Here is a 26,156-nt window from a genome sequence, read left to right on the forward strand (position 1 = left end):
TATCGGATTAGGTGTTTTTCAGCGCTGTAGCTTCCACATCATTGATGAAACGGCGGAGTTTTGCAGCCACATCGCGGTTAATTTCGCCATTTTCGTATAGCTGCTGTATGGTATTGCGCTGCTCCTGCATCGCCACCATTTGCAATTCCAGCTTTTCCTGATCAAATGGATCTTCCGTTTTGCCCTGATTCCAGGTGCGTAATTTGGCAATTACCCGCTCATATCTAGAGATGACCGACAGAGCCACAATCCGGTTACTATCGTTCATATGAGCACGAATCGCCTTGATCGCTGCTTCAGAGGTACGCATCTTCACTTGACGGAACAGATCTGCATTTTCAATCATAAATGGCTGATCCGGCTTCCGTGAACGATTCGTAAACACATGTCCAAACAATCGTCCAATTTCACTGAGTGAGAACATCATCTGTGTATTCGTGCGGTTTGCAAGCATCATTTCCTTTCGATCTAACCAGCTGTTACATCTAAAGGCGGCTTCCGAAGCAATTACATTTTCATCCATCATATTCTCAATTTCTTTGCGTTCAGCCCGTGTACCGATGAGATTAATTGCTGTTTCCTGTTTTAAAATGTCCTTGCGCTTACCGGCAGTAAGCTCGCCAGCCGCCTGCCTGATATATTTCGACAGATCGGAAACTACCGCAAGCGCAGCAGCTTTGTTCTGGTCGTTCATTTCCGACTTCACTGCACGAATGGCAGCATTCAGCATAATATCCTGTGCTTTTCTTTCTGTCGTTTGCGGTGTACCTTCTTCCGCTTTATCTTCGTTCTTCGCAAGAATAGGAAGGAACACACTTGCAGCAATCAGAGTGAACAGTATCACACCTGCTGCCAGGAAAATGATCAAATCCCTTTCAGGAAAAGGAGACCCGTCTTGGAGAACATAAGGAATGGAGAATGCCCCCGCCAGCGTTACAGCCCCTCTCACACCCGAAAGAGTAATGATCGTAACTTCTTTCAGCCGAGGCTTCCCGCTGGACAACGCCTCACCGGAATTTTCATTTCCTTTCCAGAACAGATAGATCCAGACAAAACGAAGTACCAACAATAGCACTGAAATGAGGCCCACATATCCGAGTACTTGAAGGTTATCAAACGAGACATTCTCGAAGATGGTACTCAGCACATCCGGGATCTGTACCCCCAGAATGACAAAGACCAATCCGTTCAAAATAAATAAAATGACAGACCAGGTACTGGCAGATACCACCTGCATCTTCAGTTGTACAGACTCGGTCCGATCACGCTCAATAGCATGAATGATCCCGCCAGCGACGACCGCAAGAATGCCCGAAACACCGACCTCTTCACTGACCAGATAAATGACGAAGGGCGTTAGAATTTGCAATAACATATGAATCGTTACATCTTCCATCCCCAGACGCCGAATCCAGACACCCAATCGGATTAACAGGAACGATAATAAGGCACCAATCAGCAACCCGCCAATCGCGATAAGTATAAAACTAAATGACGCCTGAGCCAGGGAAAATACCCCTGTAACCGTGGCGGCAATCGCAAATTTGAATGCAACCAGACCGGATGCATCATTCATTAATGCTTCTCCCTCAAGAAGCCTATGTATGCTCTTGGGTAAATGCACACGACCTGCCATAGCGCCTACAGCCACAGCGTCTGTCGGGGACAGAATTGCCGCAAGTGCAAAAGCCGCAGGAAGCGGAATGGTTGGAATGAGCCAGTGAATGGCATATCCTGCCACGACAACCGTTACAAATACAAGGCCCAGGGCCAGCAGAAGGATGGGCGCTCTTAGATTCCACAGCTCGTGCCTCGGTGTTCGCTTCCCGTCGTTGTACAGCAACGGAGCGATAAAGAGTACGAAAAACAATTCCGGATTCAGTGGCAGATGCACACCCGCAGGTAATAGTGCAATGGCTACACCGAGAACAATCTGAATCAACGGAATGGGGATAAAGGGTACAAATCGGTTCAAAATATTCGATAAACCGATCAGTACCAGCAAAACAAGCACGGCGATAAATAGTTCCATGATGACAATCCCTTTCCGTATAATGAAGTGGTGAAAACCATTTTGTGTACCTTATTTTAACATAAACCAAAGTTTATTATAAAAATGTTGTCATATTAATACCCGTCCAAAGCGAATGGACAACAGTCCGATTGCAGATTTCTGATTGGTTCTGTTTATAAGATGTTACAATATGCTCAGGACAATACCCGTTTGGAAAGGAACTTGGTGTCTATGGCATTTGGAATTAAACGACAGGAGCTGGCCGAGTGGAAAGAACGTGTATCTCGTGGCGACCTTGCCTATCTCACTCATTTCTGGATCGACAACCGTTTTCCGGGCATTACCAGTGTGACCAAAGTGGGCTGTTCGGATCTGAAACGGCTTGAGGACTGGTGTAGAGAGCATGGACTCGACCCACGTTACATCCATCGGCGTCAGCCTTTCCCCCATTTTGACCTGCTCGGTAAAAAACAGAAGGAAATTCTGATCCAGGAAGGTCTGACTGATCACATTCAACGTTTCCATCTTTAATTGAAAAAATTAAAACGCCAGCCTTCAAGATTCAAGTCCCAAAGCGGGCTCAAATTCTTGAAGGCTGGCGTTTTACACACCATATATTTAGCGATGCGTTTGTTCCAACGTTTTCATTTTTTCCAGCAGTTTCAGCTCAATTTTCTTCAGCATGCCAAACATCTGCAGTTGTTCCTCTTCCGTAAGCGCCTGCAAAAGTTCCCACGTCATCCGACCGCGATTATAAATCAACGTTCTTGCAAGCTGCTTCCCATCTTCAGTTAAAGATAACCATACAATTCTTCGGTCCTCTTCACTGCGCACCCGCTGGATCAGACCTTCGCTCTCCAGTTGATTCAGCACAATTGTGGTTGCTCCAGAAGATAGACTAAGTTGTCTGGCCACATCCACAGCCATACAGCGTTCTTCACGCAAAATCATGCCCAATATATGACTTTTCGTCGGATTCAATTTGCAGTTTGTTTCATTTCTTTGCTGCTGATCCAATACTTTATTTTTATATCTGAAGAAGGCCTCCAACAATTGATCGACATTTGCCAATTGAGAGTTTCGCTCCGTATCCGGGCTCATAAACGTTCCTCCTACCTTTGATCATAACCTACCTTATATTGTAACATATTTGTACTATTTTGTTTGTGAAAAATGTGCTTGTTTCCCAAAACCCTTTACTTGTCTGTAAAGTTCATGCTTATTTTGCCGTTTCATGTGACAAGCTACCTTATAGCATGAACAGATAACCACACAAGGAGGAATCAAGCAATGAACATTTATATTGTTTTCGATAGTGAAGGCGGTCATACACGAGCGCTTGCCGAGTCGATTGCTGCTGGCGCAGCCAGCGTGCATGGTGCAACCGTTCATTTGCATTCCACAGAAGAAGCCGACATTTACAAGCTGGTGGAAATGGACGCCATTATCTGGGGCTGCCCCGGACATTTTGGCTCCATCAGCTCCGGGTTGAAAAATTGGATCGACAAGCTGGGCTACCTCTGGGCAGAGGGCAAGCTTGTAGACAAAGTAGGTGCGGTGTTCTGTACCATCGCAACCGAGCATGGTGGACTGGAGTCAACGTTAATTCATCTGCTGACACCCATGCTCCATCAGGGCATGATCATTACCGGACTACCTGGAAACTTTGCAGATAATGCATTATATGGCTCCTATTATGGTGTTGGGGTGACTTGTCCGGTGGACAGTGATGATCTGCTCAGCGAACAGGGCATAGCACTGGGTAAAGCTCTGGGAGAACGCGTGGCTCGCATAACCAACCGACTGATCACATAGATATCAGAGTATTTCCCTTAAAAGAATTTGCTGTTCTTATCAAGCCTGCGCTCATAAGCTGAAAAGCAGTACCGCAGGCTTGAATCCTCCTTCCTGTAGAGAAATAGAAGGATTCTATTGCATTATTGGATTGAATTTGTTTATAATAACGTATATCTTTAAAGTTACTTTTAGTTACTTAATGATTTTTATAAATCTGTTATTATAAAGTAATAGGTTATTCATCCATTATATTGCAAGGGAATTTTACACATGAATCAAAATTCGTATTTAAAAACTGACGTTTGTATTGTGGGAGCTGGTCCTGGTGGGGCTCTACTCTCATTCCTGCTGAAACGGCAGGGAATATCCACCATTCTGATCGAGCGCCAGCCGCACCTTCTTAAGTCGTTTCGTGGCGAAGTTCTTAATGCAGATGGTGAACATGTATTGAATAAACATGGGTTATACCCTTCTGTCACCCAGCGTGGCGTGCTGCCTCTGGAGCAAATTCAATATTGGGAGAACGGTCAGATCATCCACACCATTTTCCCTGGAGAGCAAGAATCCCATGTGGGCATTCATGTGCCTCAGGATCATCTGCTGGAAGTCATCGTGTCACAATCACAGAACCAGGAAAACGAACAAGTCCTTTATAATACGGTTATGACTGGATTATTACGGAATAAGGCTGACCACACGGTTGGCATCAACATTCGGCAAGAAGGACGGCCTGCTTCCATTGAAGCAGCGGTTATTGTTGGTGCAGACGGCAGATATTCAGCTGTACGCAGACACGCTGGTCTGACCCCGGATATCCGCAAACATGGATACGATCTGTTATGGGCTCGCATTCCTGCTCCAGCAGGCTGGGAACCTGCTGTTCGAATGGCCAGTATGGATGGTCAGCAGTTGGCGCTATTCTCACAATTTGGAGGATACGTACAGATCGGATGGAACATCCCGCAAGGGTCCTTCTCCAAGCTGCGTGAACAGCCTTTTGCTCCCTTTGTACAGAAACTCGTGGCGGCCTTCCCCTGTCTCGCTGATTCGGTAGCTCAACATATCCAGACATGGAGTGATTTTGTTTTGTTATCCGTAGAGAGCAGTTTCGCCGAATTATGGGCGCAGGACAATGTGGTCTTGCTTGGTGATGCTGCTCACACAATGACTCCAACGGGCGCTTTTGGATTGAATGCCGCATTGGAAGATGCGGACGTGCTTGCTGAGCTGCTCATTGATATGGCAGCCGATCAATTCACTTCTACAGAACGGCTGCAAGAGCTGCAGGCCCGACGTGGAGAAAAAGTGAAGCAGCAGTTGGCTAGGCAACTGGAGATGGAGTCTTCGTTCCAGCAGCGGTACGAATCTTTTCAATAATGGGGCGTGTTATTCACGCACCGCGTAAATCAACAAACAGCCGATGACTCCCTGTTGGGGAAGCATCGGCTGTTTTGTTCTTTGTGGAAAAACAATTAGGGATCAGGCTTCACTACCATTCATAGCGCTTACCCGTAGCTCAGTCATCGGCAGAGACAACTTATCGGGATGACGTAATCTCACCGTACGGCTCTCACCAGGGAGAAGATCAAAATAGTTATCACTAAAACGAACGCGTCCGAGGGGCAGCTCGAGCTTCACCAACCGTGCAATTGCACCAATGGCTGTAACCGACACGGATTGCTCCTCTTCGTTCACATGCACACTGAGCTGAGATTGAGGCAGGTTAACATCCTTCGGATCACGTAAGAAATATCGATTGAGTGGTGCAGTGAAACCTTCGGCTACCAATTCAACCATCACTTCATCTGCCAATTTGCCTCCCAATACTTCCGCTTCGCTCAGCTCTGCTATGCGATTAGCGGATTGCGAACCTGTCTCCACATGATGCGAGCTGGAATATACTTTTTCCCCATTCAATCCATAGACATTAAGTCGAAGCTGTCCCTTCAGAGTGTCACGTGTATCATTCACAACCCATAACGTAAGCGGCTCACCCGGTTCATGTTCCAGAGACAGCAGTATCGGGTGAAAGAATACTTTTCCGTAATAAAAGGAGGCCTTCGGCAGTAGCTCGTAGTCAATCATGGACCAGCTTGTGCCTGGCCAGCTGTCATTCAGCTGCCACACAAGGGCTCCACTATTGCGATGATTGATCCGCCGGAAATGTTCAATGCCATACCGTAATCCTTCCGCCTGTGTCAGCATCGAGTAGTTCATGTACTCTTCAATATTTTGCGGAATGCCCGTATATCCTTCCATTAGAAGAATGCCTTTCTGATGATTGGTATCCTTATTCCGATAGGCCATTTCGGGGCTGCCCCAGTAAAATTGCCCTGCAGGCATGTTTTTCTCCAGTGTGTAGCGGTTGGCCGAGGCGTGCATGCCGAATTCACTGCTGAACAGGGCATTATCTTTTTTATAGTTTTTGAAAGTCACGCCCTCAATACTGTAATTCAGCAGTGGCGGCTCGCCGTGTTTTCGGGGATACACGGAACCATGCCATACTTGCCAGTTATGACGATCCCCCACAGCCGGATCGTTGGCATCATTGCCGTGACTGTCCCCATACGGTGAGGAAGGCCAGTATGGACGAGACGAATCCAACCGCTCCAGCACTTCCGGTATCAGCTCATGGTAGATCAGCTCTCCATAGAAGGGGCTGGTAATATCTCCACTGGCGGACTTCATGTCATATAGCCAGTCAATTTCGTTATTGCCACACCAGAGTGCAAGCGAGGCACGATTGCGCAGGCGCAAGACATTATTTTCAACCTCATCCCGTACATTGTTCATGAAGTCCCGATTGAAATCAGGGAATAAGGCGTTGGCAAAAGCAAAATCCTGCCACACCAGTACGCCTTGCCGATCACACTCATCATAGAAGACGTCCTTTTCATATATACCGCCCGCCCAGACACGCAGCATATTCATATGCCCTTCCACGGTCAACTCGATCAGCTCACGATACCGGGAGGCCGGGATGGCACCAATCAGATGGTCGGCCGGAATCCAGTTGGCTCCCTTCGCGTACACACGCACTCCGTTCAGGATAAACGTAAAAGCATCCTCACCCTGCTCATTATGAAGCGCCAGTTCAATGGTTCGTACACCATAAGGCTCGTTGTAACGATCTACTTCCACCCCATCGGCAAATAGCGTAACTTCCATCCTGTACAAGTAAGGTTCACCCAAATCATGCGTCCACCATAATTGTGGTGAATCTAATTTTAGTATTGTATCGGCGAGACCATTTTCCACAACTGCTTCGGCTGACCGTGCCACTTCATGTCCACTCGCGTCCAGTAAACGGATATCACAAGACAGGGCCACCGCTTTTTCACGTTTCTGTCTGCTACGGAAAGACAATACGGACTTCACATCCGCAGTGACATGGACAACTGCTTGCTGCTTGCTGGCTGATTCGGTACGTGCAAATACGTTCTCCAGCTTTGCAATCGTTCGTCTTTCAAGACGTACCCCTCCCCAAATTCCTACGGTGACCATCCGTGGACCCCAGTCCCAGCCAAAATTCATCGCAGCTTTGCGCAACCATGGCCGTTCCTTCGTATACGAAGACCAGTCAAACGTTTCCTTGTCTCTGTGATGCAGATAAAGGGGATCGAACTTGACCGCTAGGGCGTTCCAGCCATTACGAACTAGTGTAGTCACATCGAAATTATGGGACATGAGCATATTAGCCGTTTGCCCCACTTCATGTCCGTTCACATATACGGTGGCGAACGTATCCAACCCGTCGAATATTAACTCAAAGTACTCCTCTGCTTCCGCATCCTTCGACAGGTTGAAGCTAGTACGATACCACCATTCCTTCTGCTCGATCCATCGACTCTTGGCATCGTTATGCCCATAGTAGGGCGGATCAATGATGCTGCGTTCCACCAGAGCGGTGTGCACATCCCCTGGCACCTCCGCTCCGATCCAAAATCGATCATCCAGCGCTGCCGCTGCAACATCCATGGGCCGCTTCTCCCCAACCTCGAAATGCTGTATTTTCCATTGTCCTGACAAATCCTGACTTGAATTAATCATCTTCATCCTTGCCTCGCTCCCCAGTTTCCTTGGTAATAAAATATCGAAAACGTTTGCAATATAAAAATGACTTCGTTCGTTCTTTAGCCTGCTAACCTTTAATGTCCGGAAGTCTTGTACGACACGGCCTCCTCGCGAAACTCACTCGGAGTCTTGCCTGTATGTTTTTTGAACAGCCTGCTAAAATACTTAACGTCCTCATATCCGCTGATAGCCGCCACTTCACTTACTTTTGCGGGAGAAACCACCAGCATGTCCATCGCGCGTCGAATTCGCATGCCTGTTACAAAATCACCAAAAGTGACGCCCGTTTCCTTCTTAAACAGTTCACTGAGATGGCCCGGATGCAGATGAACCTGACCTGCGACATATTGCAGGCTAATATCCTGTGCCAATCCAGATTCCATATAAGCAATAGCCTTCTGTACATGGGTGGTCCGCCCTTGCCCCATCTGGCTGTGATAGGTATGCATCAGCCCATATAAATGATGAAACAGCAGATCACGAAGTTCACCAGCATCGGCATCCGGGTTTGGCCTCCATGGTTCGAATCGTTCCAGATCGTCTCTTCCAATGGCCCGCATCGTGCGAATCAACCAGCGCTGTCCGGCATTCACCGCAGCATGCAGACAGGCATCAAAAGACTCTGGCGTTACTTCGGGGTCCAACAGGAGTTCATTCACCAGTTCTCGCGTCCATGTGGTCAGCATAATCGAGTCGTTATCCATTAACAATGTCCCCAGGGTAGTTTCTTCCTCATGCTGAAGGACGGCTTTGCCTCCTATGCGGTGCAAAACGTCTTCATATTGCCATATTCTGTCTTCAAGTAACCCATGGTAACGGTATGCAATCGACGCTGTTCGGTAGCTCTCATGCAGAAGTTGAACCTCCATACAGGGTCGACCTACTGCTGCACGCAATGTACATTTCAACAGTTGCTCCATCCGGGTTAACGCAATCCCCAAAGTAAATTGGAAATCCTGCTCATTCGGCGGCAGTTGTACAACACAGATAATCCGGTCTTTTTGAATGTGTGCAATTGCGCCTGACAGAACATCCTCCAGCATATTTTGCACGGCAAAGTTCAGTAAAGTAACCGAAGAATGATTCCACCCCTCAGCTTTTAAAATAAGAATCTGTCTCTGCACTTGCTCCTTGTCTGAGGAATATTCCGATTGCACATTCATTCCCGACTGGAGAAATACAGGACAAGGGCTTGATTCAACGTCTCCATCAATGATCCATACAGCGAACAGGCGCTGTTTGTTCTCTCGCAGTAGCTGCCCTTCTCTTGATTTCTCAGCCCATCGTTCGGTAATCCGTTGTTTGGCCTGAAGCACCGTCTTGATAATATCTTCCGGTTTACTCGTCTTAAGCAGATAATCCGTGACACCTTGACGAATCGCTTGCTGAGCGTAAGAGAAGTCATCGTATCCCGATAAAATAATGACCTCGAGTTCCGGCAGCATATGCCGCCCTTCCTCAGCCAGTTCAAGCCCCGACCTTCCCGTCATCCGAATATCAGTCATCAGAATATGCGGCCTCTCCTCGGCCATGCGTGTTAACGCCTCTTCTGCCGAGGCTGCTGGCGAAAGCAGCTCAATCCCCAGTTCATGCCAAGCGATTACACTGGCGAGCCCTGTGCGGATAATTACTTCATCATCAACAATCAGTAATCTCATCGTGATTCCTCCAGGATTGGAATGGAAAATGAAATCCGGGTTCCACCTCCAACCCGGCTGTCCACTTCGAGCTGCGCCTCCGCTCCATAATGAAGCAGTAGTCTCTCGTTCACATTGCGGAGTCCGTAACCCCCTTGGGATGTTTGATTCATTGGCTCTTTCTCCGTCCAATGGTGGGTTGAATCATGTTGCTCTTCCTCATCCAATGACACAAGATTGCTTCTGACATGCTCCAGTCTGCCCAGCTCCATGCCAACTCCATCATCCAGAACCAGCACATTCATTCGTTCCTGTTCTTGCCGAATCATGATTGTAATTGTGCCCGTACCCGCTTTCGGCTGAATTCCGTGAATCATGGCATTTTCGACAAGTGGTTGGAGCAGCAATTTCAGCATCATTCGCTGTTCAAGTGCCGGATCCACAATATAATGCACGGCGAACTTGTCGGGAAATCGGATGGATTGTACACGAACATAATGGCGAATGTGGGCAATCTCCTGCCCAACTGGACAATAATCCCTACCCTGATTCAAACTGATGCGCAAAAAATCACTCAATCCCTCAACCATCTCTGCGATCCGCTTTTCCTCAGACATCAAGGCAATCCAGTGAATGGATGAAAGGGTGTTATACAGAAAATGAGGATTGATCTGCGCCTGAAGTGCCCTGAGATCAGCTTCCTTCTTGCGGGTTTCACCACGAATTACCTCTTCCTTCAGTCTCTCAATATGTGCACCGAGCAAATTATAACTCTCTCCCAGCTTGCCTATTTCATCATCACTTTCCGATCGAAATAGGGGCATCGGTCGATCCGGGTCCATTCGGGACAAATGTCTCGTAAGAACTCGCAGCGGCTTTGTGACTCGTCGCACCGTAAACCAGACCAGTCCTGCACTGATCGCAGCAGACAGGCTCACTGCAACAGCAGTTAGGATCAGAATATAACCGTTTTCGGACTTATACTGATCGTAGGGAACCGTTCCGGTCAGCGTCCAGCCTGTCAACAGTTCCGGATAATAGAGCAAAGTACGTTTCTCATCGCCGCTGCCATACGTGGCTGCTCCGCTTCCCTCTTGTTGGATCAGCGTATGTACTTCAGGCTCGATCTTCTCCAGTGACTGTCCAAGACGGGATTTGTCCATGGAAGACAAAATCTCTCCAGTGGGACCGATCAGTTCCAGTCGACCTTCGCCCATACCCAGTCCCAGCGCTGCCCATCCTTTCGAGATTGCCTTCTCGTCTAGACTGATCGCCAGCCATCCGATGGGCGCATAATCATGAATGCTGCGAATGGGTCGAACCAATGTTATTACATTTTGGATACCCGCATAATTCTGAACCGGATATACGCCAGTCCATGCTTTAACCGCATCACCACGCGGAGCAGGAGGATAAGTTACATTGGATGATTCATACCATGTAGCCGTGAACAGAGCCGCATGGAAACGTTCCGGATAGATGGCAATGTTGGCAATATATTTTTTGGAAGCGGCCAGATTAGTCATCCTGCCCAGAATATCCACACGCTCCTGCACATCGTCCTCATCGTTACTTAAATACTGCTGAATGTCCCTTTCTCCAATCAAAAAAATCGATAATGTCTCGGCATCCTGCAGCATATAGCGCAAATTCGCTTCCACCTGCTTCAGTGTGTCCATGCCGGAAAGCTTTGTTTTTTGCTCTGTGATGCGGGAAGAGATCAGAAAGGCGAACAGTCCCAGTGCCAGCAGCGGCACAATCATGGAAGCCGTAACCACGACGGACAGCTTCCGCTGCAGTGAAGATGTTAGCCAGCGTCCCACACCTTTTCCTCCTCTGGATGCGCTCTCATTTAACCTTTGACTGCTCCGGCCGTCATGCCTTTCATGACTTGTTCCTGAAATACCAGGTATAGAATGATGGTCGGGATTACGGACAAGGTCATGGCAGCAAGAGTCAGGCCGTAATCGGTCTGATATCCGTCGGCAAAGTTTGCGATCGCGAGCGGTAACGTTTTCAAACCTGTTTTGTTAATAAACACGAGTGCGAATGAAAAGTCATTCCATGCGTGTAGAAAACTCAGAATAGTGACCGTTGACAAGGCAGGCACAGACATGGGAAGCATGATCCGGGTGAACAGCCCCCATAGACCTGTTCCATCAATAAAAGCGGCCTCTTCAATGTCACGTGGAATGCTAGTCAAATAAGCTGTTAGCACAAATATCGCGGTTGGCAACGCAAATGCGGTATACGGCAATATCAGTGCCCAATACGTATTCAGCAGGGACATCTGTTTCATCAAAATAAATAACGGAACCAATGTGCTATGAATGGGAATCAGCATACCTACAACGAAGAAGGTCATGATCAACCCTTTCCAACGAAACTGGAAACGTGCAAGTATAAATGAGGCCAGCGCTGCTATAAACAGCGTTATGATAAGCGAACCTACGGACACGATCAGGGAATTGCCAAAAGCGGTTCCCAGCTTGGAGCTTTCCCAAGCATTACTGAAATTCTCCACGTTCCATTTCTCCGGAAGCCCGAAGGGCCTGCTATAGAAATCTTCATTCGTTTTGAATGCACTGATCACAAGCCAATAGAACGGATACAATGTTAAAATACCATAGACCGTCAACAGCGTCCAAACAATTCCACTACGGAATTGGCGAACCGGATGGCCTGAAGTATTCCCTGGTGTTGGCATCGATAAAGGTGTAACACTCATTACATTCCCCCCCTCTCTCCTAATTCTCTTTTCTCTTACGGCTTGTCGCCCACTGGCTTGTTCCGATCAGCAGCAGGGAGATTAGCACAATGGTGGTCGAGATAGCACTCCCGAAGCCATAGCGATACGTGTTGAAGGTTGAATTATACATATACGTTGCCAGCAGCTCTGTCGCATGCGCCGGGCCGCCTTTGGTCATGATGTACACCAGATCGAATGATTTTAGGCTGCCCGAGATACATAGAATGATCGCCACCTGAACCGTTCCCCAGATCATGGGCAAAGAAATGGAAACCAGCTTGCGGATTCCGGAAGCACCGTCAATCTTGGCAGCGTCATGGATTTCGCCCGGAATATTCTGCAGCGCCGAGATGAAGATAATCAAGTACAAACCGACAAAACTCCAGAGCAGCGGTGGCACCAAGGAGAAAATGGCGATTTTCTCATCTGAAAGCCACTGCAGCTTCCAGCTTTCCAGCCCTAATGCATCCAGTAGAAAGTTCAGTATCCCGATCTGCGGGTGATAGATATATTGCCAGATCATACCGATAACTACTGTGGATAATACCATCGGCAGAAATACGGCTGAACGCAGAAAACGCTGTAACGGATTGCTTTTGTGCAAAATGACCGCCAGCATCAACGCTAACGGAATTTGCCCAAATACTGAAGCTAGAACAAAAATGACGTTGTTTTTCAGTGCCCGCCAAAATACGGAATCATGCCATATTTCCACATAGTTATCCAGTCCGATATATTTTGACTCTCCGATTCCCGACCAGTTGAAGAATCCATAGTACGCTGACCATACAACCGGCACAAATACAAACAAAGCGTAAATTAGAACTGCCGGAGCGAGCCCCAGCATAATAAAACGTCGACTGCGCAATGCGTTCATCTTGCTCACTTCCTTTCATCAAACCTTTGGTAATTACAACCCTTGATATCAATGCAAAACCCCTCCCCTACCGGGAAGGGGTCTGAATCTTACCGCAAAGCATCTTTCAGCTCATCCAGATCTGGATCGGAATGACCTATGACCTTAATTTCCGACTGCACTGGCTTGCGATGCCTGAATTTTATTCGCGATATCTGCGGCTTTACCACCCATCAATAGCTCCTGCAATCCATTGTTGATAACCTCGACGGTTGCAGATCCTAGTTTGGAATCATACACCGGAGTAATCTTTACTTCCTGCATTAAGTCATAGAGCTCCACAAACAATGGATGGGCTTTTGATTTGTCCAGATCAATCTTGTAGCTGACGAGTGTGCTGCTATCCAGAGTTGCTTTCTGACCGTCAGGGCCTGCCAAAGCGTAGAATAGCTCCATGGCCGCATCTTTCTGGGCACCGCTTAACTTTTTGCTTACACCCAAGCCTGTCCCTACAACGCCAGATGTCGTCCTGGCCTCACCCTGGCCTCCATCTACTGCTGGTAAAATCGTAATGTGTGTATTGTTCAAAATGTCTTCCGGTGCGTTGTTGACGAGGTTGGCCAATGCCCATCCGCCGTTCATCACCATCGCTGCTTTTCCCTGGAAGTACAGCTGCATCATCTGTGTTTCGTCAATACTGTTGAAACCATCCTGAAATACTTTGCTGTTACCGAGTTCCTGCATTTTGTCCAGCGCCTGGATGAATTGTGGGTCTGTAAAGCTGGCCCCATCCTGCGCTGTTGCTTTTAAGAACCAGTCTGTGCCGGTTACCCGGTCAGCCAGTGTACTGAAGATCGTGGATTGAGCCACCCAATTGGCCTTGTTCCCCAGTGCCATCGGTATTACTTTGTTCTCATTAAATGTAGCGATGGCCTGCTCCAGCTCAGCCCACGTTTCAGGTACTTTCACGTTGTACTGCTTAAACAGTGCTTCATTGTAATAAATAAAGGAAGTGGGTGCGAGATTCATCGGTACCGAGTAGATATCCCCGTCCACCGTATATCCATCCAGAGCGTTCGGAATAAAGTTGTCTTTCCATTCCGGCTTCGCGTCCAGCTCGGCATTGATCGGCTGCAACAGATCCCCTTTCACAAACTCCTTGGTCATCGCATCCGGCCACATGACGAACAGATCCGGCATTTCATTGGCCGCTGCCACCGTCCGGAGCCTTGTTTTGAGGCCATCTGTCGGCAGACCTTCATCCACGACTTCAATATCCGGATGCGACCCACGGAAGTCTTCAATGATTTTGCGCATCGCCACCGCTTTGGCGTCCTGTCCAGTCCAGTTGTGCCATATAGTGACGGTTACTTTATCCTTGCTGTCGCTGCCTTCTGAGCTGTCCCCGCCGCCGCAACCAGCCAGAACGATGGAAAATAGCGTCATTGCCAACATTCCCGAAAGCCATTTTTTCAACATCTCTATAGTCCCCCTTGGCGATTTGTATACACTTATTGTAAATGGTAACGCTATCATTCTGTAAGGTGACGATGCACGGATGCAGGGGTGAAAAATATCGGATTCCCCGTTGATCCTGCAATCTTTGCTACATACAGAAAGAGCCCTCATCATGAGAGCTCTTTCTGTATGTGGATTCGGGAACCATTCTTGAATTTATAAATAAATGAATAGATAAGTTCTGATTTATTTCATACTGTCTTTCACAAGTGCTGCAAAAGCTTCCGAACCTTCCTTCGTCAGATGTACACCATCTTTTTCGAAATATTCGTCATGTCCTTCACTTGCAGTGTGCCAGTCAATGAGAGATACATTGCTATAATCTGACGCCGCTTCGTTCAGTGCTTTATTCACGGTTCGTTCCCATGGGCGAGGGACTCGCACAGTAACCAGATAAACATGTTCTTCATCTTTCAAATAATCCAACACGGAATTCAGACTTTTGGAATTGAAGGAACCGTTTGTTCCAAGCTCCAGTACGACCTGACTGCCCATTTGGTTATTTCTCTTCAGGCCATCCAGTACATCGGCAGCCTCCCACATCTGACGGCCGATATGACCGTCCACGTGCACGCCCGAAATGGTTTGTTCAAGATAAGGCTTGGCGTCCAAAATAACTGAATCTCCAATTACCGTATAATGAATCTTGCCATCTTTGGCTGGAGGGGCTGTTTCCTCTTGCTCTTTGGACGAATCTGATGTATTGACAGGATCCTCGGGTTGTTCATTACCGTTGTCTTCTGGATTTCCAGGATTGTCGGTGCTTCCTTTGGGTTTACCAACAGCATGGTTCGAGTCGCCAGGAGTTGATCCTTTCTGCTCACCTGAAGTTGGTTCCTCAGATTTCGGAGCATTACCTGGCTTCGTCGTTTGCTGTTCTCCTTTGCCTGGTGGATCTCCAGCGTTCGCCGCTGGTTTATCGTTTTTCTGTGGCGCAGGTTGGTTGTTGGCCCCGGAGGTGCTCACTGTTGCTGGAAGAACGTCCTGCCCCTTTTCCTCCGTTACGGAATGATCTCCATTCAGCGTGGCCGACATCGATACCGAATGGGAATCAGAATTCGCTGCTGACGTAATCATCATCTGTGACACCGTAAAGCACATCAACAGAATACTCATCAGCAATCCAGCGCGCTTCCACCATACGTTGCGAATACCTGTTGCATTGCGCCCTCTTCCCCATAACCGGGACCAGGAATCACGAAATCCGTTATGACGAATTGGATTTTCAATATATTTAAGTGACAAGGAGGCCAGTGCAACCGTCGCTGCAACCTGCAAAACCATTCGCACAGGATGTGCTCCACCCGTGTCTACCGTTGGACTCGTCAGAATAATGACAGGATAGTGCCACAAATATAAACCATAGGATCGTTCCCCGATCCAGCGCAATGGCTTGGCGCCAATAAGCCTTGCCAGGAAGGATGATGGATGAGCCAGTACAGCTACGAGCAAAGTCGTCGCTATAGCCTGAAGTACCATTCCTCCTCGATACAATGAAGGGTCGTACTCGCTGCTATTCAGCATCATGTAGATTAACCAAGCCAGCGCAGCTAAACCTAACACGTCCAGGACAAGGCGATTGATGCGGGCAAGGGATGACGATAGTTTGCGACTCGGCCATACCACGGCCAGTGCAGCACCAGCCAATAAGGCGAATGCTCTTGTATCTGTTCCATAATAAACACGGCTCGGGTCCAGATCCGGATTATACATGATGGCCATCGCACCAGCAGACAATTCAGCTGCTACGACAATAAAGACGACCAGCCATCCCTTTCTTTTGAACAAGACGATTGCTGCGACCAGTAGAAGGGGCCAAACAATGTAAAACTGTTCTTCCACAGCCAGCGACCAGAAATGTCCAAAGGGTGATGGAGGGCCGAAACTTTCGAAATAGGAAACGTTATGAAAGATATACCACCAATTGCTTATGTATAATACTCCCGAGACAATGTCACCACGCAACGCAGCCAGTCGAGATGGATCTGTGCAAAGCAGCCAAATCATCACCACTGCAGTCATCGTGATCATGCCAGGTAACAAGCGCCTTACTCTTCGCACCCAGAAATCACCGAGCGAAATCCGGCCACGCTCCTGCCATTGTGTCAAAAGAATATCTGTAATCAAATACCCTGATAGAACAAAGAAAATGCCTACACCGAGCAAACCGCCCGGAATAAAACCTAAATTCAGATGATACCCTATTACTGCAAGCACAGCGATGGCTCGCAAACCATCCAGTCCGTTCATATGCCGCTTGCTTTTCAACGATTGTGACATGCGAGCCCCTCCTTGACAATGTGAGTCGACATCATCCATGTCTGGGGCGTTCGAGAACTCCTTGTGGTTCTGGTTGTCATTAACATACGTATTGCACCTTCCATCATTCATTTACAACATAAAGAAGACGTGTTACTTAACCATGATGTTTTATGATTACGATTTCTTTATATCTTTGTCGTTATGTCCCGTTTAGCATTATACGCCCGAAAGATTATTCACAAATTACAGTAATAGTTACAATCCAGTGAAACGATGTAACCTTTCCTGCCAAGCATATATAGCTGTAAAATCATACTCTAATTTTATTTTTAAATACAGCATTTTTCATAGAATGGCTAATATTACCTTACCTTTTATTTCATATATGAGCAGATCCTTCTGAGGGTCTGGAGTGTACACTTATGCCAATAGGAAAAGGCTGCCGACTTGCTCAGCAGCCAATAACCATTATAAACCTATCTCTTGCCGGATTGAAAGTTTTGCTCATAATTGCATCTTGGTGCCTAGGACCCTAGAGGTAAAACGGATGAACCTTCTCCTCCGCACTCCCATCAAGAATCCGATAAGAGGATCGTCCTACGTACATTGGAATCTGCAATTTGTCCAGATTAACCATTCCATTTTCCAAGAAGTATTCCGGGTCTTGATACCGCTGTAATACTTCACCTGCAATCCATTCATGATCCCCATATGTTGTGATATCGATTACCTTGCACTCGTAAGCAAAATAAGATTCAGTCAGAATGGGTACATTCACTTTAATTCCTTCTTCGTATGTAATCCCGAATTTCGAGAATTTGTCTGTGTCTCTTCCACTGAAGGTTCCCGCAGCCTGAATCCACTCCGAATGATGACCCGGAAGGAAGTGTACCCCGAATACTCCACTCTGCTCAATCAATTCATAAGAGTACGTTTCCTTCCTCAGCGATATCCCGTAAATTCCGGGAGACGACCCAATATAGGTATGCCAGCCTGAGGCCATCACATTCTGCATGTCCTTATGACGAGACGTCACTACCGCCACCATGCCTGGATATGAATAAAACATAGGTTCATCTATCGGTTTCCGCATCTGATCACCTCTTCGTTTTCAATTGGCCCCAAAGCTGTAACAGGCCGTTTTCTCATCCATTATTATACAATATAAGTAAAGGATGAAAAAGAATTACTTCCTTATCACAAATCACTTTTTGAAAAGAAGAGGCTGGGTGAACTATCAAATGGATTGCGTTATAATTAGCATTCATAGTAATCTTGATTAAACACAACTGAGAAATGGGGAATAGCAGTGATTGAAAAAGCAACGTTTGCCGGGGGATGTTTCTGGTGTATGGTAAGTCCCTTTGAAGAGCAGCCCGGCATTCACGGGATTATATCCGGATACATGGGTGGAACCGTAGAAAACCCTACATATGAGCAAGTATTGACCGGGGAAACGGGGCATTTGGAAGTTGTGCAAATCTCGTTTGATCCAGCCATTTTCCCATATGAGAAATTGCTTGAGCTGTACTGGCCGCAGATCGATCCCACAGATGCCACGGGTCAGGGTAATGATCGCAAAAGCCAATATCGGGCTGCCATCCTGTATCACAATGAAGAGCAACGCCAATTGGCCCTGAAATCCCGAGAGGAACTTGCCAACACAGGCCGATTCGATAAACCTGTCGTTACTGCCATTGAGGAAGCCTCCGTATTTTATCCGGCAGAAGAATATCATCAAAATTTCCATCGCAAAGATCCGAAATATTATAAAGAATCCCGGATTTATTCCGGACGTGACGAAATTATCAAGAAATATTGGAGTTAATCTCTTTAAATAATTAATTAATAAAGCGGCCACATGGGCCGCTTTTTTGTCGCATCCATTTTACAGTACACCGATTAAAGTCTTCAACTCCTCGAAGCTATCAATAACCCGATCCGCCTGAGCTAGTTCATCGGCTTGAGCAAAGTCAAAATTACATCCAATGGAAATTAAATCATTATCCTTCGCCGCCTTAATGTCAGACAAGCGATCCCCGATAACCATGCCATGAGTGATCTTATATTTCTCCACGATGGAGCGTACGAGATCAGACTTATTTTGTGATGAAATCTGCTGTATGCTGAAGGTTTCCGTTACCCACTCATCCAAATGATAATAGGTTACGATGGCATTCAAGTATTCGATTTGTCCATTACTCGCTATGTATATCGGTATACTCTTCTCTTTGCAGTATAGAAAGAACTCTTCTACGTACGGGTACAGGGCACCATGGCCTGCCTCGATATTCGCAATCAACTTCTCATGAAACCATTCATTCGCTTGTTGTCTAATCTGGTCCGAGTATCCGGGCAATAAATTCTCCCAGACGACGGGCAGAGGAACTCCCATAATCTCACGATACTTTTCTATTGGCGTATTCTGCTCCCACAATCCCTTTGATCTCAGATGATTAAAAGTGTCATGCAGAGAACTTTCCAATATTCGATCTGTCTGAAATAACGTACCATCCATATCAAAAATCAATGAAAGCATCAACAGATTCTCCTCCTTCATATTCAGGATATAGTTTGAGATATAATAGTCACTCTACTTAAGTAAAGTGACTATTCATCAACATACGTGAATACCTATCATTTTACAACCCTTCCAAACTTTCTGATTGAAATCACCCCTTATTCCAAGGTTGGTTATGAACTGCCTCTCATTCGTCCATACTATTACCTACGAATAAACCGTCATCACGAATGGCAGGGGAGGAAGCACCATGAACCGGAAAAACCCGCATCAACTTAATCAACCTGCAGCAGAACTACCCGTTCCGCTTGAATTCGATCGCAGCTGGATCACCCAACTGGAGTCCAGACTCGATAAAGGCGGCCCTTGGGGCGATTACAGACTCTTTCAACTTGGCATTCAAGCCGAAGAGACGAATCTGATTCCCAACTTTGATGAAATCCAATGTCTGAAGCATTTACAGGGACTCACCCCTCTTCCACACCAGATGGATACTGCACGCAGAGTACTGTTTGAAATGTCAGGCCGTGCCATTCTCGCCGATGAAGTTGGACTTGGCAAAACGATTGAAGCTGGTCTGATTTTGAAAGAATATATGGTCCGTGGACTTGTATCCAAAGTGCTCATTCTCGTGCCTGCGTCCCTTGTACTACAATGGGTCCGGGAGCTGAATTCCAAATTTGGCATCCCAGCGATTGCACAGAAAAAAGCCTATTCCTGGCAAAATGAAATCGTGGTTGCCTCTATGGATACAGCAAAGCGTGACCCGCATAAAGATATGCTGCTGAATACAGATTACGACATGATTATTATCGACGAGGCTCATAAGCTCAAAAATAAAAAAACAACGAACTATCAATTCATGCTGAAATTGCGGAAAAAGTACTGCCTGCTGCTTACGGCTACACCCGTACAGAATGACATGAGCGAGCTGTTCAACCTCATTAATCTGCTCAAGCCGGGACAGCTTGGCCGTCAGGGTGATTTTGCAGCCAACTTTGTCGTCGACAAACGTATTCCGAAAAATCAGGAGCAGCTTAAGGATGAGTTGTCCAAAGTCATGATCCGTAACCGTCGCGGTGAAGGACCTGTTCAATTTACCAAACGAAACGTGTCCAATGTGAATTTACAGCTTTCGCCTGAAGAACAAGCCCTTTACGATGGGGTGACTTCCTTTGTGAAGGATCAGTACCAGGAAGCCGGCGGCAATCTGAGCAGCATGCTTTCGCTAGTGACGTTGCAACGCGAAGTATGCAGCAGTCGGGATGCCGTGTTTGTGACGTTGGTCAATCTGTCGAAGAAGCTTCCACTGGACTCCCCACTGCGGGATAAGATTTGGGAACTCGTTGCCCATATTAAAGCGATCAAGGAAAATACCAAAGCGGAAAAAACAATGGAACTCGTTCGTGACATGAATGAGAAGGTTATTATTTTCACCGAATACCGTGCCACGCAGGAGTATTTGCTCAATTATTTTCGCAACAACGGCCTAACCGCTGTTCCCTACCGGGGCGGCATGAACCGTGGTAAAAAAGACTGGATGATGGACCTCTTCCGTGGCCGCGTACAGGCAATGATTGCAACCGAGGCGGGCGGTGAGGGTATCAACCTGCAATTTTGCCATCACATGATCAACTTCGACCTGCCCTGGAATCCTATGCGTGTCGAGCAGCGGATCGGTCGCGTACACCGATTGGGACAACAGAATGATGTGAACATCTACAACCTTTCGACGACAGGCACAATCGAGGAGCATATTCTGAATCTGCTTCATGAGAAGATCAATATGTTCGAGATGGTTATTGGTGGATTGGATGTCATTCTGGAGCGGCTGGAGAAGAAGGAATCGATCGAAAAGAGTTTGTACAAAATCATGCTTGAATCACAAAACGAAGAGGATATCCGCCGTAAAATGGACTCGCTTGGACAATCGTTGAACTCCATTCAGCGCGAAGTCGCAGATGAGGCACCAGCCGTATCCGGGCTTGATATTCGTAAAGGAGGCCTCTGATCATGACCATGTCACCCCATGAAGTGCAGGCGTATGTGCTCACTTACCTGGAAACACTTGATTGTCAGATTATGGAGCGCTCCCCTGCCCATGTTACGGTAAAACTTTCACCTGAAGCCGACAAGGCATTAACCAACCGTCCGTATTATTGGGGATTTGTGGAGCGAACCGGTGCACCTGCGGAGACGATGTCCTTTACATTCGTCTTTGATCCGGATGCCCATCAGCAAGCGTTGGAAGCTGAAGAAGCAAAAGCTGCACAGTTAGCTCCTCCAACCTCACCAGGTACCGGTACCCCCGAGGCTCCCAAAGATACCATTCTAGGTCGGTACTTCGGTATTGTCCCTTCTCTGCCTCAGCTGGGACCCGGACGGATTTTGAAAGAAGATGTTGTATATGGCAGTCGCAGGTTGCAACAGATCTTCAATGCAGCGCGTGAAGGCGGCGCATTCGTGAACCTGTTCGAACAGGCTGCAAAAAGGCAATTGCGAGCTACCGCGCCAGCAGTATATGAGCCATGGCTTGGTGTGTGTTTTAAAGTGGAATTCGCTTGTGATCTGAAAAAAGAGGAACTTCATTTTATCGGCATCTCCCTCAGAACAGGGGAAATTGTCGAGAAGTTCGGCTCGAAACTGAACAGGCGTGACCTTAGCCCAAGGCTGGCTGAAAATATGCACGTACAGACCGCCAAAGTGTCGCTAGCCGATGCCGGGGCAGCTCTGGAATCGCATTTGACAAATCGCTTGCTGGAACTCGACTATAGCTGGGCAGAGAAAGCCAAAGAACGGCTTGATCTGGAGCTTGCTGTTGTGGATACGTACTATGAAGCAGTTCTTAGAGAGGACACCCCTGAGGTCGACGTTGATACAACCTCTGCCTCCAGCACAGACGGTAGTTCAACGGATCAGGAACATGCAGGGACCGGGCCATTTACCCAAATTCAGACTTCTCGCTCCGGCCCTACTCGTATCCAGAAAGCACATCTACAGCCCGTCGAACCAACTGGCGTGATGATTGGAGCAGATGTCGAACTCGCTGCTGAAGCTGCTGTTCAGGCAGAACCAGAAACGGACCTGGAACAGGAGAAAGCCCGCCAAGCGGTCCTGGACCGGGAAGCTATGAAGCTGCAATATGAAACACGGCGTACCGAGATGATCTGGCAATATGAGCCCAAAGTGAAGGTGACCGCGATTAGCAGCGGCATGTTTCATTTGAGATAGACGACGAAGACACTACTTTTCCCGCAAATGACGGCAAAAGTAGTGTTTATTCATGAGTGGCAGCCCGACAGGTTGCAGCAACCTTTGCATAACCTGTCCTCTAAAATGGAACTAGAAACGATCACGCAGCGAAAATGGAGTCCGTTTTGTCAGGATATGTACCCCAGAAAAGTAGGTGTTGGCATGAAACGACCCTTCCACAAGGGATGGAACGTGATTCGCCGTATAACCGGCATTGTAATGTGTTTTCTATGTATAATCACCCTGCTCCCCATACTCCAAGCTGAAGGTGCTGGAATCCAAAATGCATATAGGCCCGTACTATCCAATACATTGGCCACAAGTACGGCGGGACTTCATTCCGACACACTGGCTCCTGATGCAGTTCAACAATTTGCTCGCGAGCAAGCTATCATTCTAAGTACTGAACATGAAGGGAACCATTGGGATCATGCTCAATTGGACTTTTATCCCCTCGGTCCAGGCACACGCAGCTGGTTGGTATACGCTAATGTTGGAGAGTCACCCGTTGGTTATATGATCATTTCAGCTAACGAGCAAGGACAATTACAGCTCAGCGAGTATGGTCAGGGAGAACAACGACCGTACAACATTTCCTTGTTGGATCAAGCTCTGGATCGACAGCAACTGGACTTGAAGAAAATGATTAATGACGGAGGAGGGCTTCAATTACGTTATGCGCCTCCCCTGCTCGCTTATTGGAAAGTGGAGAGACCTAACGATGATGCAATCTATATTGACGCAACCAACGGCGACACCTTACCAACGGGTATTTTGGATGCACTGGATACGGACTCACGGCAGGCTACGAGTCGAATGAAGTTCATAAGGTCAATATCTGTACAAGCTGTCGTGATGACCCCCGAGGATTCGCCACAAGTCTCCTCGTTGTCGTTGTCCGTTGACTCCATGGATCTGCAACCTCTCTTTGATCCCGCGGACAATCTGTTATGGATCACGTCAAAAGCACTTTCGATCAATGGCGTAAAAACATTGAATCAGCAATGGAAAGAGCATAAAAAGATCGTTTTCTCTGCAGATGAGAAAAATGTCTTGTATGGCGGGGCTTTGCCTGTCAGTGGTTATCAAATCTGGCGTGACGACCGTGGAACCGTTCAAAAACAATATGTAGCTATTGGCGGGAATACTTCGGTAAGACGATTTGTACCTCTTCAGACTTTGCTGCGGGACGGGCATTTCTATGCTGTGAAACCTTGACCGATCTATACAACAAATAAGACGCCTTCCTCTGGTTCTTCATAGGAATGCGTCTTTTTCTTTGGAAGAAGCTTCTACCTATGTTGGTTCTTGATTCACCCTTTACCTGAAGAGCTTCGTTTCTGCATTTTCCCCTGCGAATTCATTGCTTTTTCCTTTTTTCCAACCCATAGAGATACAGCAAAAGGAATCATTCCAAACCACTTCATAGTCCATGGCTCTTTGGTCTTGGTTCGTCCTTTACGTTCATCCTTCGGTGTGTCGATATAATGAACAACTCGCTCTGTAATGTATTTCACCAGCTCATCACTTTTGGCCATAACCTCTGCCTCCTTAGCTCCGGCAAAGCCGGGGCTTATGTTATCTCTATTGTGTGCAGAAGGGATCATCAATAAACATTTTTTTTGCTGCAAAGAGTATGAAAAACAGAAGAATGCACAGTCTAATGCCAAAGGTATCCATCCACTCACTTTATGGCATAAGATGCCTATTTCAAGAAGGAGCGTGTATTCTCATGTATAAGCTGCTGGCCGCATCGATGGCATTGCTAATCAGCATCAGTTCCATCCCTCTGACCTCCCATGCCAGCGCGGCAAAATTTGCCTTAACCGACCTGCCTATATTGCATTCACAACGATCACCCATAAGCCCATCCATGCTGCCGGTAACCGATGGGGATGCCTATCACTCCACTCATCATGCGTTTGCAGCACCTGTCATCCTTCTAGACGTTGGTCATGGCGGCATTGACGGTGGAACAACAGACCATGGCGTACTGGAAAAAGACATCAACCTAGCCATTAGCCAAAAAGTGTATCTTCTGCTTCGCAGCAAGGGTTATGCAGTCATCATCAACCGACTTGGAGACTATGCGCTGAGTGACGAGAATCGCTGGTTAAACAGTCGCTCACGCCATCGCAGAGATTTGGCTCAACGCAAAAGCCTTAGCGAAGAGGTCAGCACCGACATCGTCGTCAGTATCCATGCCAACTGGAGTCCAAGATCAGCTGCTCGTGGCCCAGTTGTTTTACATCAGAACGAAGGAAGAAGCTACATGCTCGCAAGTTCCATTCAGAATCAGCTAAATCAATTGTACAAGACGGAGCGCGATGTGGTATGGGGCAAGCCCTTTTACCTGTTAAATCATGTGAAGCAACCCGCTGTAATTGTTGAAACCGGATTTCTGAGCAATGCACACGATCGCGCAATGATCAGCGACCCGGGCGAACAGAAACGGATTGCACAGTCCATTGCTAATGGCATTATTTATTATCTGTCGGCAGTTTAGGCTCAGCTTGCCAATGCCACACATCTCGGACCAGATCGCTAATACCGACGAACTCAATCTGACCTTTGAGCCGAGATACGGATTCATGGACAACAGCAGAGGTATTTAATCCGGTATGACCAACGTGACCGATCACTACACACACATCTTTGTCGAGAGCACGTTGGGCCGCCAAATCCATTTGCTTGCGTATTTGTTGTTTGGAATTGTGGTCATCTAGAAAAATATCGTTGCCGACGGGTGGCATATTTTTGGTGATGGCCAATTCCCCCACCACAGATCGAAAATTGGTACGACTATCCACAAAAAATAGCCCGCGCTCTTGACATACATCCAATACAATGGACATGATCCGTTTATCAGACGTAATTTTGGAACCCATATGGTTGTTCATGCCGACGGCATAAGGAACTTCATCTATGGCTTTCTCGACTCGATCACGCACTTCCTCATCCGTCAGATTGGTTGTGATCGCACCTGGCCCAAGCCATTCTGGTCTTCCCTTTTTGGGCTCCATTGGCATGTGAACAATCACATCCATTCCTTTTTCATGTGCGGCAATCGCATCTTTCTTCGTCGTTGGCAAGAATGGCATCACGGCCAACGTTAACTTAACCGGGGTCGCCAAAATTTCAGAAGTACCTTTCATGTCATTCCCCGCATCATCAATGATGATCGCCATTCGTTTACGCTGCGATTTGTCTGCCGGAGTTGGTGATATCTGACCTGAAGTTGAACCAGGTGCTTGTATTATGGTTTGCTCCGTTAACATTTGCTCTGGCTGCCCTGAACGAATTTGTGATTCCGCACTGCTGGCAGAAAAGCCAAAACCATAAACCATGAATATCGTACCTGTGAGTACCACTGACATTTTAAATTTCCAGGTGCAGGACCACCCTTTTCGTCCGGCCTTATTCATCCATCGTTCCCTCCTTTGTTCTGTCCCATCATTATTTGAACAATGAAGGGG

The 26,156-nt window shown here is 47.2% G+C and carries 20 protein-coding genes and 1 pseudogene; 8 read left to right on the forward strand and 13 right to left on the reverse strand.

All coding sequences use genetic code 11. From position 1 onward, the window contains the following. Window positions 1-7 precede the first annotated feature (7 nt). Window positions 8-2,032, reverse strand: a complete 2,025-nt coding sequence (locus tag AC4PM4_RS16355; protein ID WP_063564743.1) for a Na+/H+ antiporter — start codon at window positions 2,030-2,032, stop codon at window positions 8-10. Between the two features lie 213 nt (window positions 2,033-2,245). Here AC4PM4_RS16355 and AC4PM4_RS16360 point away from each other — a divergent pair, with 213 nt between their 5' ends. Next, window positions 2,246-2,545, forward strand: coding sequence for a hypothetical protein (locus tag AC4PM4_RS16360; RefSeq protein ID WP_072732330.1), 300 nt, complete (start codon window positions 2,246-2,248; stop codon window positions 2,543-2,545). Window positions 2,546-2,632: 87 nt separating this feature from the next. Here the strand turns inward: AC4PM4_RS16360 and AC4PM4_RS16365 are convergent, their stop codons facing one another. Beyond that, window positions 2,633-3,115 (reverse strand): MarR family winged helix-turn-helix transcriptional regulator, encoded by a 483-nt coding sequence (locus tag AC4PM4_RS16365; RefSeq protein WP_274570410.1) that lies wholly within the window; start codon window positions 3,113-3,115, stop codon window positions 2,633-2,635. A gap of 189 nt (window positions 3,116-3,304) precedes the next feature. Between AC4PM4_RS16365 and AC4PM4_RS16370 the strand changes: the two genes are divergently transcribed. Together AC4PM4_RS16370 and AC4PM4_RS16375 are read left to right on the forward strand one after the other, a co-directional pair. Further along, on the forward strand, window positions 3,305-3,829 hold the full coding sequence (locus tag AC4PM4_RS16370) for an NAD(P)H-dependent oxidoreductase (protein ID WP_063564746.1): 525 nt from the start codon (window positions 3,305-3,307) through the stop codon (window positions 3,827-3,829). A gap of 252 nt (window positions 3,830-4,081) precedes the next feature. Beyond that, on the forward strand, window positions 4,082-5,188 hold the full coding sequence (locus tag AC4PM4_RS16375) for an FAD-dependent monooxygenase (protein ID WP_091000750.1): 1,107 nt from the start codon (window positions 4,082-4,084) through the stop codon (window positions 5,186-5,188). Window positions 5,189-5,290: 102 nt separating this feature from the next. Here the strand turns inward: AC4PM4_RS16375 and AC4PM4_RS16380 are convergent, their stop codons facing one another. The 8 genes from AC4PM4_RS16380 to AC4PM4_RS16415 all read right to left on the reverse strand — a co-directional run bounded on the left by AC4PM4_RS16380 (window position 5,291) and on the right by AC4PM4_RS16415 (window position 18,000). Then, window positions 5,291-7,867 carry a beta-mannosidase gene (locus tag AC4PM4_RS16380; protein WP_491614046.1) on the reverse strand — a complete coding sequence of 859 codons (2,577 nt, stop codon included), beginning with the start codon at window positions 7,865-7,867 and terminating at the stop codon, window positions 5,291-5,293. A gap of 92 nt (window positions 7,868-7,959) precedes the next feature. After that, complete coding sequence (locus AC4PM4_RS16385) at window positions 7,960-9,543, reverse strand: helix-turn-helix domain-containing protein (protein WP_491614047.1); 1,584 nt, start codon at window positions 9,541-9,543, stop codon at window positions 7,960-7,962. Next, window positions 9,540-11,345 carry a cache domain-containing sensor histidine kinase gene (locus tag AC4PM4_RS16390; protein WP_491614048.1) on the reverse strand — a complete coding sequence of 602 codons (1,806 nt, stop codon included), beginning with the start codon at window positions 11,343-11,345 and terminating at the stop codon, window positions 9,540-9,542. The genes AC4PM4_RS16385 and AC4PM4_RS16390 overlap by 4 nt, the downstream gene beginning before the upstream one ends. Window positions 11,346-11,374: 29 nt before the next feature. After that, on the reverse strand, window positions 11,375-12,229 hold the full coding sequence (locus AC4PM4_RS16395; RefSeq protein WP_371121405.1) for a carbohydrate ABC transporter permease: 855 nt from the start codon (window positions 12,227-12,229) through the stop codon (window positions 11,375-11,377). Between the two features lie 40 nt (window positions 12,230-12,269). After that, window positions 12,270-13,148 carry a carbohydrate ABC transporter permease gene (locus AC4PM4_RS16400; RefSeq protein ID WP_063564751.1) on the reverse strand — a complete coding sequence of 293 codons (879 nt, stop codon included), beginning with the start codon at window positions 13,146-13,148 and terminating at the stop codon, window positions 12,270-12,272. A 144-nt stretch (window positions 13,149-13,292) separates the two neighbouring features. After that, window positions 13,293-14,606: an extracellular solute-binding protein gene (locus tag AC4PM4_RS16405; protein ID WP_491614049.1), complete on the reverse strand. Its 1,314-nt coding sequence runs from the start codon at window positions 14,604-14,606 to the stop codon at window positions 13,293-13,295. A 225-nt stretch (window positions 14,607-14,831) separates the two neighbouring features. Beyond that, entirely contained in the window at window positions 14,832-16,925 is a 2,094-nt protein-coding gene (locus tag AC4PM4_RS16410; protein WP_090805239.1) for an acyltransferase family protein, read from the reverse strand. A gap of 514 nt (window positions 16,926-17,439) precedes the next feature. Continuing rightward, window positions 17,440-18,000 (reverse strand): flavin reductase family protein, encoded by a 561-nt coding sequence (locus tag AC4PM4_RS16415; protein ID WP_491614050.1) that lies wholly within the window; start codon window positions 17,998-18,000, stop codon window positions 17,440-17,442. A 219-nt stretch (window positions 18,001-18,219) separates the two neighbouring features. Here AC4PM4_RS16415 and msrA point away from each other — a divergent pair, with 219 nt between their 5' ends. Continuing rightward, window positions 18,220-18,735, forward strand: a complete 516-nt coding sequence (gene msrA / locus AC4PM4_RS16420) for a peptide-methionine (S)-S-oxide reductase MsrA (RefSeq protein WP_072733433.1) — start codon at window positions 18,220-18,222, stop codon at window positions 18,733-18,735. A gap of 60 nt (window positions 18,736-18,795) precedes the next feature. Here the strand turns inward: msrA and AC4PM4_RS16425 are convergent. Continuing rightward, window positions 18,796-19,488 (reverse strand): annotated as a pseudogene (locus tag AC4PM4_RS16425) (HAD family hydrolase); the annotation flags it as partial. A 190-nt stretch (window positions 19,489-19,678) separates the two neighbouring features. Between AC4PM4_RS16425 and AC4PM4_RS16430 the strand changes: the two are divergent. From AC4PM4_RS16430 to AC4PM4_RS16440, 3 genes are read left to right on the forward strand one after another with little or no spacing between them, the layout of a single operon-like run. Then, window positions 19,679-21,439 (forward strand): DEAD/DEAH box helicase, encoded by a 1,761-nt coding sequence (locus AC4PM4_RS16430; protein WP_072732325.1) that lies wholly within the window; start codon window positions 19,679-19,681, stop codon window positions 21,437-21,439. A 2-nt stretch (window positions 21,440-21,441) separates the two neighbouring features. Beyond that, window positions 21,442-22,659, forward strand: coding sequence for a YqhG family protein (locus AC4PM4_RS16435; protein WP_491614052.1), 1,218 nt, complete (start codon window positions 21,442-21,444; stop codon window positions 22,657-22,659). A 27-nt stretch (window positions 22,660-22,686) separates the two neighbouring features. Then, window positions 22,687-23,898, forward strand: a complete 1,212-nt coding sequence (locus tag AC4PM4_RS16440) for a hypothetical protein (RefSeq protein ID WP_491614053.1) — start codon at window positions 22,687-22,689, stop codon at window positions 23,896-23,898. 95 nt (window positions 23,899-23,993) lie between these two features. Here the strand turns inward: AC4PM4_RS16440 and AC4PM4_RS16445 are convergent, their stop codons facing one another. After that, a complete protein-coding gene (locus tag AC4PM4_RS16445; protein WP_063564759.1) occupies window positions 23,994-24,218 on the reverse strand; it encodes a YqzE family protein in 225 nt (74 codons plus the stop codon). A gap of 194 nt (window positions 24,219-24,412) precedes the next feature. Here AC4PM4_RS16445 and AC4PM4_RS16450 point away from each other — a divergent pair, with 194 nt between their 5' ends. Then, on the forward strand, window positions 24,413-25,186 hold the full coding sequence (locus AC4PM4_RS16450) for an N-acetylmuramoyl-L-alanine amidase family protein (protein WP_090949000.1): 774 nt from the start codon (window positions 24,413-24,415) through the stop codon (window positions 25,184-25,186). Here the strand turns inward: AC4PM4_RS16450 and AC4PM4_RS16455 are convergent. Beyond that, window positions 25,161-26,105, reverse strand: coding sequence for a divergent polysaccharide deacetylase family protein (locus AC4PM4_RS16455; RefSeq protein WP_240321373.1), 945 nt, complete (start codon window positions 26,103-26,105; stop codon window positions 25,161-25,163). The genes AC4PM4_RS16450 and AC4PM4_RS16455 overlap by 26 nt on opposite strands. Window positions 26,106-26,156: the final 51 nt, after the last annotated feature.

It is taken from the genome of Paenibacillus sp. MDV22-iso6 (assembly GCF_058408365.1).